Origin of the sequence: Piscinibacter gummiphilus (assembly GCF_002116905.1) — a bacterium.
Taxonomy (GTDB): Bacteria; Pseudomonadota; Gammaproteobacteria; order Burkholderiales; family Burkholderiaceae_C; genus Rhizobacter; species Rhizobacter gummiphilus.
In genome coordinates this window covers 2,103,960-2,121,364 of record NZ_CP015118.1, presented here as the reverse complement: position 1 = coordinate 2,121,364, position 17,405 = coordinate 2,103,960, and the positions used below count along the sequence as shown (strand labels likewise).

The 17,405-nt window shown below is 69.9% G+C and carries 17 protein-coding genes; 8 read left to right on the top strand and 9 right to left on the bottom strand.

The features are described 5' to 3' along the window. Window positions 1-77 precede the first annotated feature (77 nt). Window positions 78-845, bottom strand: coding sequence for a glutathione S-transferase family protein (locus A4W93_RS09650; protein ID WP_085754106.1), 768 nt, complete (start codon window positions 843-845; stop codon window positions 78-80). A 111-nt stretch (window positions 846-956) separates the two neighbouring features. On the opposite strand from A4W93_RS09650, the gene A4W93_RS09645 reads away from it, so the two are divergent. Both A4W93_RS09645 and A4W93_RS09640 read left to right on the top strand, forming a co-directional pair. After that, on the top strand, window positions 957-2,183 hold the full coding sequence (locus A4W93_RS09645) for a polyhydroxyalkanoate depolymerase (RefSeq protein ID WP_085750410.1): 1,227 nt from the start codon (window positions 957-959) through the stop codon (window positions 2,181-2,183). Between the two features lie 122 nt (window positions 2,184-2,305). After that, complete coding sequence (locus A4W93_RS09640; protein ID WP_085750409.1) at window positions 2,306-4,810, top strand: excinuclease ABC subunit UvrA; 2,505 nt, start codon at window positions 2,306-2,308, stop codon at window positions 4,808-4,810. Here A4W93_RS09640 and aroC read toward each other — a convergent pair. After that, on the bottom strand, window positions 4,799-5,908 hold the full coding sequence (gene aroC, locus A4W93_RS09635; protein ID WP_085750408.1) for a chorismate synthase: 1,110 nt from the start codon (window positions 5,906-5,908) through the stop codon (window positions 4,799-4,801). The two genes, A4W93_RS09640 and aroC, sit on opposite strands and share 12 nt — an antisense overlap. Window positions 5,909-6,166: 258 nt before the next feature. On the opposite strand from aroC, the gene A4W93_RS09630 reads away from it, so the two are divergent. Beyond that, window positions 6,167-7,255, top strand: coding sequence for a porin (locus tag A4W93_RS09630; RefSeq protein ID WP_085750407.1), 1,089 nt, complete (start codon window positions 6,167-6,169; stop codon window positions 7,253-7,255). Between the two features lie 61 nt (window positions 7,256-7,316). Here the strand turns inward: A4W93_RS09630 and A4W93_RS09625 are convergent, their stop codons facing one another. Beyond that, window positions 7,317-7,784: a CBS domain-containing protein gene (locus tag A4W93_RS09625; protein ID WP_085750406.1), complete on the bottom strand. Its 468-nt coding sequence runs from the start codon at window positions 7,782-7,784 to the stop codon at window positions 7,317-7,319. A 174-nt stretch (window positions 7,785-7,958) separates the two neighbouring features. On the opposite strand from A4W93_RS09625, the gene A4W93_RS09620 reads away from it, so the two are divergent. Continuing rightward, window positions 7,959-8,270 (top strand): Mpo1-like protein, encoded by a 312-nt coding sequence (locus A4W93_RS09620; protein ID WP_237357736.1) that lies wholly within the window; start codon window positions 7,959-7,961, stop codon window positions 8,268-8,270. Window positions 8,271-8,280: 10 nt separating this feature from the next. Here A4W93_RS09620 and A4W93_RS09615 read toward each other — a convergent pair whose 3' ends face one another. Beyond that, entirely contained in the window at window positions 8,281-9,516 is a 1,236-nt protein-coding gene (locus A4W93_RS09615) for a YihY family inner membrane protein (protein ID WP_085750404.1), read from the bottom strand. A 20-nt stretch (window positions 9,517-9,536) separates the two neighbouring features. On the opposite strand from A4W93_RS09615, the gene A4W93_RS09610 reads away from it, so the two are divergent. Both A4W93_RS09610 and A4W93_RS09605 read left to right on the top strand, forming a co-directional pair. Then, window positions 9,537-9,944, top strand: a complete 408-nt coding sequence (locus A4W93_RS09610; RefSeq protein ID WP_085750403.1) for a DUF2069 domain-containing protein — start codon at window positions 9,537-9,539, stop codon at window positions 9,942-9,944. Between the two features lie 4 nt (window positions 9,945-9,948). After that, window positions 9,949-11,355 (top strand): FAD-binding oxidoreductase, encoded by a 1,407-nt coding sequence (locus A4W93_RS09605; protein WP_085750402.1) that lies wholly within the window; start codon window positions 9,949-9,951, stop codon window positions 11,353-11,355. An 18-nt stretch (window positions 11,356-11,373) separates the two neighbouring features. Here A4W93_RS09605 and A4W93_RS09600 read toward each other — a convergent pair whose 3' ends face one another. Beyond that, window positions 11,374-12,285 carry a LysR family transcriptional regulator gene (locus A4W93_RS09600; protein ID WP_085750401.1) on the bottom strand — a complete coding sequence of 304 codons (912 nt, stop codon included), beginning with the start codon at window positions 12,283-12,285 and terminating at the stop codon, window positions 11,374-11,376. 137 nt (window positions 12,286-12,422) lie between these two features. Between A4W93_RS09600 and A4W93_RS09595 the strand changes: the two genes are divergently transcribed. Further along, window positions 12,423-13,532, top strand: a complete 1,110-nt coding sequence (locus A4W93_RS09595) for an NADH:flavin oxidoreductase/NADH oxidase (protein WP_085750400.1) — start codon at window positions 12,423-12,425, stop codon at window positions 13,530-13,532. A 217-nt stretch (window positions 13,533-13,749) separates the two neighbouring features. Next, on the top strand, window positions 13,750-14,448 hold the full coding sequence (locus tag A4W93_RS09590) for a PEP-CTERM sorting domain-containing protein (protein ID WP_085750399.1): 699 nt from the start codon (window positions 13,750-13,752) through the stop codon (window positions 14,446-14,448). A 47-nt stretch (window positions 14,449-14,495) separates the two neighbouring features. Here the strand turns inward: A4W93_RS09590 and A4W93_RS09585 are convergent, their stop codons facing one another. Genes A4W93_RS09585 through nuoN form a run of 4 tightly spaced genes read right to left on the bottom strand, consistent with a single transcriptional unit; the run spans window position 14,496 to window position 17,385 of the window. After that, window positions 14,496-14,951 carry a DUF1178 family protein gene (locus A4W93_RS09585; protein ID WP_085750398.1) on the bottom strand — a complete coding sequence of 152 codons (456 nt, stop codon included), beginning with the start codon at window positions 14,949-14,951 and terminating at the stop codon, window positions 14,496-14,498. A gap of 23 nt (window positions 14,952-14,974) precedes the next feature. Continuing rightward, complete coding sequence (locus A4W93_RS09580) at window positions 14,975-15,574, bottom strand: NUDIX domain-containing protein (RefSeq protein ID WP_085750397.1); 600 nt, start codon at window positions 15,572-15,574, stop codon at window positions 14,975-14,977. Window positions 15,575-15,590: 16 nt separating this feature from the next. Then, window positions 15,591-15,890: a DUF2818 family protein gene (locus A4W93_RS09575; RefSeq protein ID WP_085750396.1), complete on the bottom strand. Its 300-nt coding sequence runs from the start codon at window positions 15,888-15,890 to the stop codon at window positions 15,591-15,593. Between the two features lie 22 nt (window positions 15,891-15,912). After that, on the bottom strand, window positions 15,913-17,385 hold the full coding sequence (gene nuoN, locus A4W93_RS09570) for an NADH-quinone oxidoreductase subunit NuoN (protein ID WP_085750395.1): 1,473 nt from the start codon (window positions 17,383-17,385) through the stop codon (window positions 15,913-15,915). Window positions 17,386-17,405: the final 20 nt, after the last annotated feature.

The following is a 17,405-nucleotide window of genomic DNA, read 5'->3' as shown; positions in this document are numbered from 1 at the left end:
TCTGCCGCCGGGCACTCTGCTGTCGGACAACATGCCTGCACGACGGGCCAATCCCGTCATCCGGAAGGAGCCCCGGGTCAGAACTCCATGTCGAGTTCCTCGATGTCCTCCGGTTCCTTCAGCGCCGCGGCGAACCACTCCTTCATCTCCGGCATCTGCATGATCTGCTGGCAGTAGAGGATGGCCGGGCGGTCGAGCTTCACGTGGTAGGTGCGGAAGCGGGTGACGACGGGGGCGTACATGGCGTCGGCCATGCAGGGCTTCTCGCCGAACAGGAACGGGCCGCCGTAGGTCTCGAGGCAGTCGCGCCAGATGGCGGTGATGCGGGCGATGTCGCCCTCGGCGCGGCTCCACACCTTGTGGCCTGGGAAGTCTCCCTTCAGGTTCATCGGCAGCGCGGAGCGCAGGCTGCTGAAGCCGGAATGCATCTCGCCGCAGATGGCGCGGCAGTGCGCGCGCGCGGCACGGTCCTTCGGCAGCAGGCCGCTCTCGGGGTGGACCTCGGCGAGGTACTCGCCGATCGCGAGCGTGTCCCACACCTTGATGCCGTCGTGGGTGAGGCACGGCACGAGGATGGACGGGGACAGCAGCAGGATCTCCTGGCGCGCGTCGGCGTCGTCCGGCGGCACGATGACCTCGTCGAAGCGCAGCCCGGCCAGCCGGGCCATCAGCCAGCCCCGCAGCGACCACGACGAATAGTTCTTGCTCGACAGGCTCAGCGAGGACGTCACGCGCGCGGCGGCGGGCTTCTTCGCGGGCGACGCCTTCGGCGTCGACTTGGATGCGGACTTGGCCGCTGGTTTGGCGGAGGTCTTGGGTCGGGCCGGGGTGGCGACTGGCGGCATGGGCAGGGACTCCATCGAAGTCATCGGGCGGAGCGCGTCTCGCAAGGGATGTGCCACGGCCCTTGGCTCGGGAGTTGCAAGAGCAGGCTCACCACAGCGCCAGGAGACTCCATGATGTACCAGGCCTACCAGGCCCACGCCGATCTGATGTGGCCGTTGCGGACGATGGCCAAGGCCGCCCTGCCGGTGCTGCAGCACCCCGACAACCCCTGGTCGGCCCTCGACGGACAGCGCAAGCTCGTCGCCGCGCTGCACACGCTGACCTTGTCCGAGGTCACGCACAAGCGGCCGCCGTTCGGCATCGACGGCATCGAGGTGGACGGCAAGTTCGTGGAGGTGATCGAGGAGGCCACGCACGTCGCCCCCTTCGCCACGCTGCTCCGTTTCAGGAAGGTGGGTGCACCAACTCAGCCCCGCGTGCTGATCGTTGCACCGATGTCGGGCCATTTCGCCACGCTGCTGCGCGACACGGTGCGCACGATGCTCGCCGACCACGACGTCTACATCACCGACTGGCACAACGCCCGCGACGTGCCGCTGTCCGCCGGCCGCTTCGGCCTCGAGGAGTACACGCAGTACCTGATCGACTTCCTCGGCGTGCTGGGCCCGGGTGCGCACCTGATGGCCATCTGCCAGCCGTGCGTGTCCGCGCTGAGCGCGGTGGCGCTGATGTCCGAGGACAACGACCCGGCCACCCCGGCCAGCCTCACGCTGATGGCCGGCCCCATCGACTGCCGCATCAACCCCACCGCGGTCAACGACCTGGCCGTCACGAAACCCATCGAGTGGTTCGAGCAGAACCTCGTCTGCACCGTGCCCTGGCGCTTCGCCGGCGGCGGCCGGCGGGTGTACCCGGGGTTCATGCAGCTCACCGCGTTCGTCAACATGAACAAGGAACGCCACATGACCGCGTTCCGCGAGTACTACAAGAACCTCGTGCTGGCCGACGCGGAGAAGACCGGCGACATCGAGCACACCCGCAAGTTCTACGAGGAGTACTTCGCCGTCTCCGACCTCCCCGCCGACTTCTACCTCGAGACGGTGCGCCTCGTGTTCCAGGAGTACGCGCTGCCGAAGGGCGAGCTGATGTTCCGCGGCCGGCGCATCGACCCGTCGGCCATCCGCCGCACCGCGCTGCTGACGGTCGAGGGCGAACGCGACGACATCTGCGCGGTGGGCCAGACCCTCGCCGCCCAGGACCTCAGCAGCAAGCTGCGCCCGTACCTGCGCACGCACTACGTGCAGCCCGGCGTGGGCCACTACGGCGTGTTCAGCGGCAGCCGCTGGAAGCGCCACATCTACCCGATGGTGCGGGACGTGATCCACTCGGCGGAGTGATCCGAGCCCCTCGGTCGCGGCGTACCGCGACCGATCCCCCGAGGGGATCGGGCCCGGCTTCGGGCGGCCGTGCGCTCGGGCCCGGTGCCCCGCGGGGCACGTGGATTGCCTACAGTCCGGGGATGGACCGACATCCCCTCGACCGATTCGTGCGCGTGCGCGGCGCACGCGAACACAACCTCCGCGGCGTCGACGTGGACATCCCCCGCGACGCCCTCGTCGTCTTCAGCGGCGTCTCGGGCTCGGGCAAGTCGTCGCTCGCCTTCGGCACCCTCTACGCGGAAGCGCAGCGGCGCTACTTCGAGTCGGTGGCGCCGTACGCCCGGCGCTTCATCGACCAGGTGGGCGTGCCCGCCGTCGACGCCATCGAGGGCCTGCCGCCGGCCATCGCGCTGCAGCAGCAGCGTGGCACGCCGGGCGCGCGCTCGTCGGTGGGCAGCGTCACCACCCTCTCGAACCTGCTGCGCATGCTGTACTCGCGGGCCGGCACCTACCCGGCGCACCAGCCGATGCTGCACGCGGAGGACTTCTCGCCCAACACGCCGCAGGGCGCGTGCCCGTCCTGCCACGGCCTCGGCCGCGTGTACGACGCCACCGAACGCTCGATGGTGCCCGACGACTCGCTGACCATCCGCGAGCGCGCCGTGGCCGCCTGGCCGCTCGCGTGGCACGGGCAGAACCTGCGGGACATCCTCGTGACCCTCGGCCACGACGTGGACGTGCCCTGGCGCGACCTGCCGAAGAAGGTGCGCCACTGGATCCTGTTCACCGACGAGCAGCCCACCGTGCCCGTGTACCCGGGCTTCACGCCGGCCGAGACCCGCGCCGCGCTGCGCCGCAAGACCGAGCCGGCGTACCAGGGCACGTTCACGAGCGCGCGCCGCCACGTGCTGCACACCTTCGCCACGTCGCAGAGCCCGCTGATGAAACGCCGCGCGGCGCAGTACCTCGCGGCCTCCGACTGTCCGGTGTGCCACGGCAAGCGGCTCAAGCCCGAATCGCTCTCGGTGACCTTCGGCGGGCTCGACATCGCGGAGCTGTCGCAACTGCCCCTGGACCGCCTCGGCGACGTGCTGACCGGCGGCGGCGAAGGCCTCGTCACGGGCCTCACCGAGGAGCGGCAGGTGGCCGCGCAACGCATCGCCACCGACGTGCTCGACCGCGTGCACCTGCTGCGCGACCTCGGCCTCGGCTACCTGTCGCTCGACCGCGCCACGCCCACGCTGTCCCCCGGTGAGCTGCAGCGCCTGCGGCTCGCCACGCAGATCCGCTCGAACCTGTTCGGCGTGGTCTACGTGCTCGACGAACCCTCGGCCGGCCTGCACCCGGGCGACGGCGAGGCCCTGCGCCGCGCGCTCGGGCGCCTGCGCGAGGCGGGCAACACGCTGTTCGTGGTGGAACACGACCTCGACCTGATGCGCCACGCCGACTGGCTCGTCGACGTGGGGCCCGACGCGGGCGAACTCGGCGGCACCGTGCTCTACAGCGGGCCGCCGGAGGGCCTGCGCGGCGTGGCCGCGTCGCACACCGCGAAGTACCTGTTCGAGCCCCCCCCGGCGCGCGCGCGGCCCGCCCGCGCGGCGCGGGGCTGGCTGCGCCTCGAGGGCATCACGCGCAACAACCTGCAGGGGCTCGACGCCGCCTTCCCGCTCGGCACGTTCTGCGCCGTGACCGGCGTGTCGGGCTCGGGCAAGTCGAGCCTCGTGAGCCAGGCGCTGGTGGACCTCGTCGCGACCCACCTGGGCCAGGACGCCCCGCCCCCCGCCGACGACGAGTCCGACGAACCGGAGGTGCGTGTGGCCACGCGGGGGCGCCTGCGCGGCGACACCGCCGCGGTGCGCCGCCTCGTGCAGGTCGACCAGAAGCCCATCGGGCGGACGCCGCGTTCGAACCTCGCGACGTACACGGGGCTCTTCGACCCGGTGCGCAAGCTCTTCGCGGCGACACCGGCCGCCCGCTCGCGAAAGTACGACGCCGGCCGGTTCTCGTTCAACGTGCCCAAGGGCCGCTGCGAGACCTGCGAAGGCGAAGGCTTCGTGAGCGTCGAACTGCTGTTCCTGCCGAGCGTCTACGCGCCCTGTCCCACGTGCCACGGCGCCCGCTACAACACGGCCACGCTGAAGGTGACGCTGCGCGGAAAAACCATCGCCGACGTGCTGCACATGACCGTCGACGAGGCCCTCGCCTTCTTCGCCGAGGACGCCGCCGTCGAGCGGCCGCTGCGCCTGCTGCAGCAGATCGGCCTCGGCTACCTGCGGCTGGGCCAGCCGGCCACGGAGCTGTCGGGCGGCGAGGCGCAGCGCATCAAGCTCGCGACCGAACTGCAGCGCGTGCAGCGCGGCGACACGCTCTACGTGCTGGACGAACCCACCACCGGGCTGCACGCGGCCGACGTCGACCGGCTCATGGCCCAGCTGCACGGCCTGGTCGAGGCGGGCAACACCGTCGTGGTGGTCGAGCACGAGATGCGGGTGGTGGCCGGGAGCGACTGGGTGGTCGACATCGGGCCGGGCGCGGGGAGCGCCGGGGGCCGCATCGTGGCGGCCGGCACGCCGGAGCAGGTGGCCGCGGCGCCGGACAGTGTCACGGCGCCGTTCCTCGCGAAGGCGCTGCCGTCAGCCGATTGAGCCCTGCCCCGCTGCGATGGGCGGCACGGCGACGTGCACGTCGCCGCACTGGGCGCGGTGCTGCAGCGCGTGGTCGATCAGCACGAGGGCCAGCATGGCCTCGGCGATGGGCGTCGCGCGGATGCCCACGCACGGGTCGTGGCGGCCGAAGGTCTCCACCGTGGCCGGCGCACCGGCCAGGTCGATGGATTCGCGCGAGCTGCGGATCGAGCTGGTGGGCTTGATGGCGATTTGCACGGTGACGTCCTGCCCCGTGGAGATGCCGCCCAGCACGCCGCCCGCGTTGTTGCCGGCGAAGCCCGACGGGGTCAGCGAGTCGCCGTGCGTGGTGCCGCGCTGGGCCACGCTCGCGAAGCCGGCGCCGATCTCGACGCCCTTGACCGCGTTGATGCCCATCATCGCGTAGGCGATGTCGGCGTCGAGCTTGTCGAACAGCGGCGCGCCCCAGCCCACCGGCACGTGGCGCGCGGCCACGGCGATGCGGGCGCCGCAGCTGTCGCCGGCCTTGCGCAGCTCGTCCATGTAGGCCTCGAGGCGCGGGATGTCGGTGGCGTTGGCGGCGAAGAACGGGTTGTTCGGCACGTGGTCCATCGACTCGAACGGGATCTCGATCTCGCCGATCTGGACCATGTGGCCGTCGAAGGTGGTGCCGTGTTTCTCGCGCAGCCACTTCTTCGCGACCGCACCGGCCGCCACCATGGGCGCCGTCAGGCGGGCCGACGAGCGGCCGCCGCCGCGCGGGTCGCGCACGCCGTACTTGTGCCAGTAGGTGTAGTCGGCGTGGCCGGGGCGGAAGGTCTGCAGGATGTTGCCGTAGTCCTTGCTGCGCTGGTCGGTGTTGCGGATCAGCAGGCAGATGGGCGTGCCGGTCGTCACCCCTTCGTAGACCCCCGACAGGATCTCGACCGCATCAGGTTCGTTGCGCTGCGTCACGTGGCGCGAGGTGCCGGGGCGGCGGCGGTCCAGGTCGGGCTGGATGTCGGCCTCGGACAGCTTCATGCCGGGCGGGCAGCCGTCGATCACGCAGCCGATGGCGGGGCCATGGGATTCACCGAAGTTGGTGACACGGAACAGGGTGCCGAAGGTGCTGCCGGACATGGGGAATGGGGAGCCAGGAAGGGAGCCTGCATTTTACGCCCCCGCCGATTGATCCGTTGGGGCTGATCTTCCAACTTCAAGTGCACGACTGTTGCTGCTGCAGCAACAGCGTATTGAGTGCGCCTGTCTTGGTTTGACTGAGGGTTCTCCCTAGGATCATCCCCAAGACGCGGCACCGGTCGGTGCTGCCGCGGTCACGGAGGTCCACCTCCGGCCGTGCCTGCCGGATGAGGGGGTCCCTACTGATTGGAGAGTTACATGAAGTTCACCCCCCTTGCCCTCGGCACGATCGCCCTCGCCGCCAGCCTGTCGGCCGGCGCGCAGACCACCGAGCCGAGCAATTCCTCCGTCACCATCTACGGCGTCGTCGACGCCTACGTGCAGTCCGCCCATGGCGCCGTCACCGAGAACCGCGTGCAGTCCGGCGGCCTGAACGGCTCGCGCATCGGCTTCCGCGGGAACGAGGATCTGGGCGGCGGCCTGAAGGCCCTGTTCGTGCTGGAAAGCGGCATCAACCTCGACGACGGCACCAACGGCCAGAACGCCTTCTGGGGCCGCCAGGCCTTCGTGGGCCTCGGCTCGCAGTACGGCACGCTGACCCTCGGCCGCCAGTACGGCAGCATCTACACGCTGTCGAACGACTTCAGCACCTTCGGCAACACCAACGTCGGCCCGAGCACCGCGGTGATCGGCGGCTTCGGCGGCTACGAGCCCGTGCGCGGCGGCACCACCACGTCGGCCACCGGCAACGGGGGTCCGGCCCGCATCAACAACTCGATCAAGTTCGAGACCGCCTCGTACGCCGGCTTCCGCGGCGGCCTGACCTACGGCGCGGGCGAAGTGGCCGGCGCCACGACCGACAACCGCATCGCCGACGTCTATGCCCGCTACACGCAGGGTCCGTTCGACGCGATGGTCTCCTACGTGGACGACAAGGGCGACGCGAGCGGCCTGCAGGTGCGCACGACGTCCGGCGCCGCGGCGTACACCTTCGGCCCGGCCCGCCTGACCGCGGGCATCATCTCGGTGGACGACCGCACGGTGGACAACGCCGACGGCCGCGGCTACTGGGTGGGCGGCGACTACCGCTTCGGCCAGCACCTCGTGCGCACGCAGTACCTCGAGAACAAGGCGCGCAACGTGGACGTGGGCAAGACGAAGGCGTTCGGCGTGGGCTACCAGTACGACCTGTCGAAGCGCACCGCGGTCTACACGTCGCTGACGCAGTTCGACAACGAAGGCGCCAGCTACGCGAACCGCTGGAACGGCTCGGTGCCGAACGGCCTGATGACGGCGGACGACCGCGACGTCACCGAGTTCGTGGCAGGCATCCGCCACAGCTTCTGATCACGAGCTGAAATGGAAACGCCACCCGGCTCGCGCCGGGTGGCGTTTTTTTGTTCGGGTGTCAGAGCGTGGTCTGGGGAGCGGTCTGCTCCTCGCCGGCCGGCCAGTCGCGGATGTAGGCCTTGAGCATGCGGTTCTCGAAGTCCTGCGTTTCCACCACGGCGCGGGCGACGTCGTAGAAGGAGATGACGCCCATCAGCGTGCGCTGGGTGAGCACCGGCATGTAGCGGGCGTGGCGCTCGAGCATCATGCGGCGCACTTCGTCGATCTCGGTGTCGGGGGTGCAGGTGAGCGGGTGGTCGTCCATCACGCCGCGCACGGTGGAGGAGCCCACGCTGCCGCCGTTGGCAACGATGGACACGATGACTTCGCGGAAGGTGAGCATGCCGATCAGGTCGCCATGGTCCATGACCACGAGCGAGCCGATGTCGCGCTCGGCCATGGTCTTGAGCGCGTCGGCCAGCGACTGGTCGGGCGACACCGTGAAGAGGGTGCCCCCTTTGACACGGAGGATATCGGCGACTTTCATGGGGTGGCTCCTTGGGCTCTGAACGGGTTCCGGTTCAATATAGCCCGAAACACCGGTATGCAACACCCCTTGCACGCCAGCATCAGGGGCCTGGGAGGGCATACCCGGATGTCCGGGCTCGCCGCCGGGGGTCCAATGGGAAGGTCGCATTGTCTCCGTCCCTCCGCAGCCCCCATGAGCGATCCCCGTTCGTTCCGCAGCTTCGCCGAGTTCTACCCGTTCTACCTCGCCGAGCACAGCGACCGCCGCAACCGCCGCCTGCACTTCGCGGGGTCCACGCTCGTGCTGCTGTGCCTGGCCGCGGGCCTCTGGTGGGGCCAGCCGCTGATGGTGCCGCTCGCCCTCCTGTGCGGCTACGGCTTCGCCTGGTTCGGGCACTTCGTGTTCGAGAAGAACAAGCCCGCGTCGTTCAAGCGCCCGCTCTACAGCTTCATGGGCGACTGGGTCATGTACAAGGACCTCTGGACCGGCCGCCTGCCGCTTTGATCCGGCCGCGTCAGTCGGCCAGCAGGTCCGACAGCATCAGTTCGGTGAACCCCGCCCGGCGCCAGAACCCGCTCACCGCCGGCGTGGGCGCGAGCAGCACGTGGGCGAACAGCGGCTCGGCGCGGGTGCGCGCGGGGTCGCACAGCAGCACGTAGCGGCCGGCGCCCTCCTCCTCCAGCCGGCCCAGCCAGTCCAGCTCCACCAGCGTGTCGAGCAGCGGCTCGATCTGCAGCGGATCGGCCCGCATCGACTCCGAGAGCTGCGCGGCACTCAGGCCGTGCGTGGGCGTCTCGCGCGCCGCGGCCAGCTCGCGCACCACCGACAGGGCGAGGTCGAAGCGGTAGCCCGGCACCTCGACGCGGCGCACCACCCGCATCTGCAGGCTGGGCGCGTATGCGGTGATCACCGCGCCGAGCAGCACGATGACCCAGCCGAGGTAGATCCACACCAGCAGGATCGGCACCGTCGCGAACGCACCGTAGATGTTCGCGAAGCTCGGCACGTTGCTCAGGTACAGCGCGAGGCCCTTCTTCGCGACCTCGAACGCGCTCGACACGAACAGCCCGCCCCACAGCGCGTGGCGCCAGCGCACGTGGGTGTTGGGCACGTAGTGGAACAGCCCCGCCATCGCGGCGGCGAGCAGCAGGAACTCGAGGATGTTGAGCACGAACGAGACGCCGCCCGGCATCGCGCCCACGAACCCCTTCGAGGCCGAGATCGCGTATGACGTCAGCGACAGGCTCACGCCGAGCAGCAGCGGGCCGAGGGTCACGCACGCCCAGTACACCAGCACGCGCTGCGCGATGGGACGCGGCTTCGGCACCCGCCAGATCGCGTTCAGCGAGCGATCGATGGTGAGCATCATCGTCAGCGCCGTGACGCCGAGCAGCACGAGGCCGAACGAGCCGAGGCGGTTCGCCTTGCTCGCGAACTGGGTCAGCGCGCCGAGAACCGGGCGCGCGATGTTGTCGGGCACGAGGCTCTGCAGGAAGTACTTCTGCAGCGCCACCTGGAACTGGGAGAAGATCGGGAAGGCGGTGAAGACGGCCAGCATCACCGTGACCAGCGGCACGAGCGAGATCAGCGTGGTGAACGTGAGGCTGCTGGCGGTGATGCCGAGCCGGTCCTCGCGGAAACGCTGGCGCAGCGTGCGCAGCGTCTCGAGCCACGGCCAGTGCTGCAGTTCGGAGAGCCCCTGCGACAGCTCCGATTGCCACCGGACCTTGAACGGGGTGGGTAGATTCATTGGTGGCATCATAGCCAGCGATGAACACCGTCTCCGTAGTCGACTGGACGCGCCGCGCCGCCGTGGGAAGCCTCCTGGGTCTGATCGTGCTGGGCCTGCTGTGGGAGCTGTGGCTCGCGCCGCTGCGGCCCGGTGGCTCGTGGCTCGTGATCAAGGTGCTGCCGCTCGTGTGGCCCCTCTCCGGCCTGCTGCGCAACCGCATGTACACGTACCGGGCCGTGAGCCTGCTCGTGTGGCTCTACTTCACCGAAGGCGTCGTGCGCGCCGCGAGCGACCCCAACCGCCTCAGCGCGGCGCTGGCCGGCATCGAGGTGCTGCTGTGCGTCGTGCTGTTCACCGCCTGCGCGGTGCACGTGCGTTGGCGCCTGAAGCACGCGCCGCGTGTCGCCTCGACCGAGCCCCCCGCCCCTGCCCCCGCCACTCCCTGATCCCATGAGCACCGAACTCCTCGACACCCTCGTCGCCACCGTGGGCGCGGCCAACGTCCTCACCGGCGGCGACCTCTCCGCCTGGGAACAGGACTGGCGCAAGCGCTTCCGCGGCCGCGCCCTCGCCGTGGTGCGCCCGGGCAGCACCGCCGAGGTGGCCGCCGTCGTGCGCGCCTGCGCGGCCCACGGCACGCCCCTCGTGCCGCAGGGCGGCAACACCGGCCTCGTGGGTGGCTCCGTGCCCGACGGCAGTGGCCGCCAGGTGCTGCTGAGCCTCACGCGCCTGAACCGCGTGCGCGCCATCGACCCCGCCAACCTCACGCTCACCGCCGAGGCCGGCTGCATCCTGCAGAGCATCCAGGACACCGCCGAGGCGCAGGGCCTGCTGTTCCCGCTGAGCCTCGCGGCCGAAGGCAGCTGCACCATCGGCGGCAACCTCGCCAGCAACGCGGGCGGCACGCAGGTGCTGCGCTACGGCAACGCGCGCGAGCTGTGCCTCGGGCTCGAGGTGGTCACCGCCCAGGGCGAGGTGTGGGACGGCCTGGCCGGCCTGCGCAAGGACAACACCGGCTACGACCTGCGCGACCTCTTCATCGGCAGCGAAGGCACCCTCGGCATCATCACCGCCGCCACGCTGAAGCTGTACCCGCAGCCGGCGGCCGTGATGACGGCGCTGGCCACCGTGCCCTCCATGGAACAGGCCGTGGCGCTGCTGCAGCTCGCGCAGGCGCGCCTCGGGCCGGGCCTCACCGGCTTCGAGGTCATGAACGGCTTCTCGCTCGACCTGGTGCGCAAGCACTTCCCGCAGCTGCGCCAGCCGCTGCCCCCGTCCGACTGGACGGTGCTGCTCGAACAGTCCGACACCGAAAGCGATGCCCACGCGCGTCAGCTCTTCGAGGGGCTGCTCGAAGCCGCGCTCGAGGCCGGGGTCATCACCGACGCGGCCGTGGCCGAAACGCTGGAGCAGTCGCACGCCATGTGGCACCTGCGCGAGTCGATCCCGCTGGCCCAGGCCGAGGAAGGCCTCAACATCAAGCACGACATCTCGCTGCCGGTGTCGCGCATCCCCGCCTTCGTCGCGTCCACCGACGCCGCGCTGTCGGCCCGCTGGCCCGGCCTGCGCCTCGTGGACTTCGGCCACCTGGGCGACGGCAACCTGCACTACAACGTGCAGGCCCCCGCAGGCCAGTCGGCCGCCGACTTCCTGCGCGACCAGGAACACGCGGTGAACACCGTGGTGTACGACGCGGTCATGGCCCATGGCGGCTCCATCTCGGCGGAGCATGGCATCGGGGAACTGAAGCGGGACGAGCTGGTGGAGCGCAAGTCGCCGGTGGCGATGGGGTTGATGCGGGCCATCAAGGGCGCGCTCGATCCGAAGGGACTGATGAACCCCGGCCGGATGCTGTGACCCGTCCGTGAGGCGGACTCAATCCACCGGAGGTTCGCCGCAGGTCTCGACCATGAGGTCGCGCAGCCACCGGTGACCCGGGTTGTAGTGCGTGCGTTCGTGCCAGCCGAGGATCTTCGTGAAGCCCGGCACCTCCACCGGCGGCGCCACCACGTGCAGGCCCTTCGCCTGCCGGGCCAGCCGGCTCGGCACCACGGCGATCAGGTCGCTGTGCCGCAGGATCTCGGGCAGCAGGAGGAAACTCTTGACCGACAGCGTCACGCGCCGCTCGCGGCCCATCGCGGCGAGCGCATCGTCGGTCACCCCCCGGAAGGCCCCGCCCGTGTACGAGACGAGCGCGTGGTCCAGCGCGCAGAAGCGGTCGAGCGTCAGCGGCTCGCTGGCGGCCGGGTGGTCCTCGCGCATCACGCACACGTAGCGTTCGTCGAACAGACGCCGCGAATGCAGCGCGTCGGGTGTGTCATCGGGGGCGATGAGCGAGAGGTCGATCTCGCCGCGTTCCATCTGCACCGGAAGCCGCGCGTCGTCGACGGGCAGCACCGCCACGCGGATGCCGGACGCCTGGCGGCGAAGCGCCGCGAGGAACGGCACCAGCACGGCCTGCATCGCGTAGTCGGTCGACGCGATCGTCAAGGTCATGCGCGCATCGGCCGGCACGAAGGCGCTGGGACGCAGCAGGGTTTCGGCGTCCTGCAGCAGTTGCTTGACGGGGCCGGCGAGCTCGAGCGCCCGCAGCGTGGGCACGATGCCGCGCTGCGAACGCACGAAGAGCGGGTCGCCGAACGTTTCGCGCAGGCGGGTCAGCATGCCGCTGACCGCCGGCTGAGTGAGCCTCAGGCGCTCGGCGGCACGGGTCACGCTGCGTTCGTCGAGCAGGGCATCGAGGGTCTTCAGCAGGTTGAGGTCGGTGGTTCTGATATCGGCTGCCACGATGTCCGGGATAAGAATTCCTGATTTGGGTTATTCCAGCATAGCCCCCACCCTGGAGAAGGTCCATCCGGGCACCCGACCTTTTTCTCCACATCACCCATGCACAACACCCTCTTCCCGCCCGCGGAGGCCACGCGATGAGCGCGCTGTTCTCCCCGTTCCAGCTCAAGGACGTCACGCTGCGCAACCGCATCGCGATCCCGCCGATGTGCCAGTACAGCGCGGTCGACGGCCACGTCACCGACTGGCACCTCGCGCACTACACCTCCCTCGCCCGCGGCGGCGCCGGCCTCGTGATCGTCGAGGCCACGGCGGTCTCGCCCGAAGGGCGCATCACGCCGGCCTGCACGGGCCTGTGGGACGACTCGCAGATCGAAGGCCTCGCCCGCATCGCCGCCGCGATCAAGGCCGCCGGCGCCGTGCCCGGCATCCAGATCGCCCACGCCGGACGCAAGGCGAGCGCGCAGCGCCCCTGGGAAGGCGACGACCACATTCCCGCGGAGGATCCGCGGGCCTGGGAGACGATCGCGCCATCGGCCATCGCCTACGGCGAGAACCTGCCCCGCGTGCCGAGGGCGATGACCGTGGCCGACATCGAGCGCGTGCGCGCCGACTTCGCAGCGGCCGCACGCCGCGCCCGCGACGCGGGCTTCGAGTGGCTCGAGCTGCACTTCGCCCACGGCTACCTGGCGCAGAGCTTCTTCTCCGCCCATTCCAACCAGCGCACCGACGCCTATGGCGGCAACGTCGCCGGCCGCAGCCGCTTCCTGCTCGAGACCCTGGCCGCGGTGCGCGCCGTGTGGCCGGAACGCCTGCCCCTCACCGCGCGCTTCGGCGTGATCGAGTACGACGGCCGCGACGACGAGACCCTGCGCGACTCGATTGGCCTCGCGAGCGCGTTCCGCCGCGGCGGCCTCGACCTGCTCAACGTCAGCGTGGGCTTCACGATCCCCGGCACGTCGATCCCCTGGGGGACGTCGTTCCTGGCCCCGGTCGCCGAGCGGGTGCGCCGCGAAGCCGAGCTGCCCGTGGCCGCCTCGTGGGGGCTCGACAAGCCGCAGTCGGCGGAAGCGTTCGTCGCCAAGGGGCAGATGGACCTGGTGATGATCGGCCGGGCCCACCTCGCGGACCCGCACTACCCGTACGCCACGGCGAAGGCGCTCGGCGTGCCGCGTCCTTCGTGGGTGCTGCCGGCGCCGTATGCGCACTGGCTGGAGCGGTACCGGACCCAGGCCTCGGCCCACTAGCTTCCAACGGTCCAACTTCTTGGGGTCAGTTCACGAGGGGCCGCTTTTTTTGCCTCGACCGATCATCGGCAGGAGGTGGCACATCCCAACGGACTATCGGCGCCGGCGCCCGGCGTCGACTCCGGGTCACGTGGCGGGCGCACATTGGAACTGTTCATTCCGCGACGCGCCACACGAGCGCTGCGGCCCCTTCAAGACCCCTTCAGGAACAGACACCATGACCACCCTTCGCTTGAACGTGCTCGCCGCACTGCTGCTCGCCGTCGCCGGCGGCGCCTCGGCCGCGACCTACACCAACGTGCCGTCCGGCGCGAACACCGGCCTGCCGTTCGCCTACTTCGGCAACGCCGGCAACCCGAGCGGCGATTCGCCCGCCGTGGGCGAGGTGTTCTCGCTGTCGGCCGCCGAGGTGCTGTCGTCCTTCAGCTTCTACGCCATCGGCAACGTGACGCAGTCGATCGTGCTGAACGTCGCGCAGTGGAACCCCGACACGAACGCGAAGAACCAGGCTTTCAACTTCATCGGCACGCCGCTGCTGACGACGGCCACCGCCCTGGAGACCTACGACGCGGCCGGTGGCTTCACCACGCTGGCGTTCGACAACCTGTCGCTCAGCCTCGACGCCGGCACCAAGTACGTCGCCTACCTGACCAGCAGCGACCCGGCCGTCACCGGCATCCAGCTGTCGCGCACGCAGACGGCGGTCGACGCCACCGGCTTCGGCATCGGCCAGGCCAACCTCAGCACCGTCCCGGGCAACGGCTGGCAGCTCCCGTTCAACGGCAGCGGCTTCCTGAGCCTGCAGTACACGGCCGTCACGACGCCGGTGCCGGAACCCGAGTCGCTCGCCCTGCTGATGGCCGGCCTCGGTGTGGTGGGTGCGGTGGCGAAGCGCCGCAAGGCGGCCCGGGCCTGATGGCCTGAGCGCGAACCGGGCGGCATTCGCGCCGTCCTGGTTCGTGGTTACTGCAGTGGACCGCTCGGGGTTTCGGGCAAGGCGATCGACACGACGTCGATGCCTTCTTCCTGGAGGGCCTGGCGATCCTCCGGCGTGGCACGGCCGCGGATGGCCCGCTCCTCGGTTTCGCCGTAGTGGATGCGGCGCGCCTCTTCGGCGAAGCGCTCGCCCACGTCGTCGGTGTGCGCCAGCACGTGCTGCACCGCACGCATCCAGAGGTTCTGCATCGTCAGCGCCTCGGGGGACACCGGCTTCGCGCCGTCGTGGCCCGAGGGTTCGGCGAGGTCGCGGCTGCGCGACATGCTGATGCGCGGCGCGCTGGGCAGCTTGGCGACCTCGCGGTCGCCACACAGCGGGCACTCGACCAACCCGCGTTCCAGCTGGGACTGGAAATCGCCTTCCGAACCGAACCACCCTTCGAAGGTGTGGTCGTGGGCGCAGCGCAGGTTGAGGACTTTCATGGGCCCATTATCCGCACAGGCGTTCAGCCGATGCGCTGCCAGGGCAATTCCCAACGGCCGGACTGCCAATTCTGCAACCACAACAGCCCGATCAGCGTCTTGGCATCGGTGAGTTCGCCCGACGCGGACTTCTGCAGCAGCGCGTCGACCGAACTCGCGCCCACCTCCAGGAACTCGCCATCGTCCAGGCGCTTCTCGCCTTCCACCAGGCCACGGGCGAACCACACCTCGATGCCTTCGTTGGAGTACGCGATGGCGTTGTGCAGGATGCCCGCGCGCGCCCATTCGGTGGCGCGGTAGCCCGTCTCCTCGGCCAGCTCGCGGATGGCGCAGGCGAGCGGCGCCTCGCCGGGGTCGATCTTGCCGGCGGGGAACTCGATCATCACGCGGCCGACGGGATAGCGGAACTGCCGTTCGACCACGACACTGCCGTCGTCGAGCAGCGGCACGATCATCACCGCGCCGGGATGCACGATCCACTCGCGGCTCGCGCGGGCGCCGTCGGGCAGACGCACCTCGTCGCGGCGAACGTCGAGGAAGTTGCCGCGGTACACCTGTTCCGAGCGGACGAGGTGCTCCACCAGGTGCGCGTCGTCGTCGAGGTTCGAGGGATCGTGGCGCATGGCGGGCGTGTTCCGTTCAGTGGCGTTGCAGGTAGCGCCAGACGAACCCGGGGAACGCCAGCGTCAGGAAGAGGAAGAAGACGGCGGCGTAGAACTCCCAGCCCTGGGGAGCCGCCTGTCCGTGCGTGGCCTCGAGGAAACGCCCGAGGCCGATGGTGAGGCCGCATCCCGCGGCGAGTTCGGCGAGGCGCACGAGCCAGTGCTTGCGCCCGGCGGCGCGGGGCCCCACCACGGCGAGCCGCTCGTTGACGAACGGCAGGTTCGCCGTGACGAGGGCGAACACGAGGACGAGCCAGACGGCCGCGGTCGCGCTCATGGTCGCCCCCGCGGCCCGGCGGTCAGCTCTTCAGCGCGTTCAGCACGGCGGCCGAGCACAGCTCCATCAGCCCGCCCGGCACGATGCCGAACAGCAGCGCGGCGAAGCCGTTGAGGGCCAGCACGGCGCGCACGTCGAAGCCGGCCGAGATCGGCGCCGTGTCCGTCGGCTCGTCGAAGTACATGACCTTGACGAGGCGCAGGTAGTAGTACGCGCCGACCAGCGACAGCACCACCGCGATGATGGCCAGCACGATGTACGAGGTCTGGTTCGTGGTGATGATGGCCTGCAGCACCGACAGCTTCGCGAAGAAGCCCACGGTGGGCGGAATGCCCGCGAGCGAGAACATGAAGATCGCCATCACGCCGGCGTAGAAGGGGCTGCGCTTGGCCAGGCCCTTGAAGTCGTCGATCTGGTCGGCCTCGAAGCCCTGGCGCGACAGCAGCAGGATGATGCCGAAGGTGCCGAGCGTGGTGAACACGTAGGTGGCGATGTAGAACAGCGCCGAGCCGTAGCCGTTGGCGGCCGACAGCGTGTTGCCCGCCACCACCGTGGGCGCGAAGCCGAGCAGCACGAAGCCGATGTTGCTGATGGTGGAGTACGCCAGCATGCGCTTGAGGTTGCTCTGCGCGATGGCGACCACGTTGCCGATGAACATCGAGCCCACCGACAGCAGCACGATCATCTGCTGCCAGTCGTTGGCCAGGCCCAGCAGGCCTTCGACCAGCAGGCGGAAGGTCATCGCGAACGCGGCGAGCTTCGGGGCGCCGGCGATCAGCAGCGTGACGGCCGTCGGGGCGCCGTGGTACACGTCGGGCACCCACATGTGGAACGGCACCGCGCCCAGTTTGAAGGCCACGCCGGACACGACGAACACGAGGCCGAGGGCCAGCACCGCCTGGTTGATCTGGCCGGTGGAGATGGCCTCGAACACGCGCGGGATCTCGAGCGAACCCGTGGCGCCGTACATCATCGACAGGCCGTACAGCAGGAAGCCGCTGGCGAGCGCGCCCAGCACGAAGTACTTCATCGCCGCCTCGGTGGCCGGGGCGTGGTCACGGCGCAGCGCGGTGAGCGCGTACAGCGAGAGCGACATCAGCTCGAGGCCGAGGTACATCACGAGGAAGTTGTTCGCCGACAGCATCACCGAGATGCCCAGCAGCGAGAACAGGCTCAGGCTGAAGAGCTCGCCCTTGAGCATCTCGCGCTCGGCCGCGTACGGGCGGGCGTAGACGAGCGAGATCATCACGGCCAGCGCCGCGAAGAAGCCCAGCAGGTGGCCGAGCGAGTCGCTCACCACCATGTCCTGCATGGCGTAGATGGCCGGGGTGTCGATGTAGGCGAAGTGCATCGCCGCGACGACCGCGAGCGTCAGCTGCGTCAGCCAGTACGCGGGGCCACGGGTCTTGGCCCACAGGTCCACCATGGACACCACGAGGGCCATGGCGAGCAGCACGAGCTCGGGGTAGATCGCCAACCAGTTCATGTCGTTCATTGTTTCGTTCCCGAGGCCTG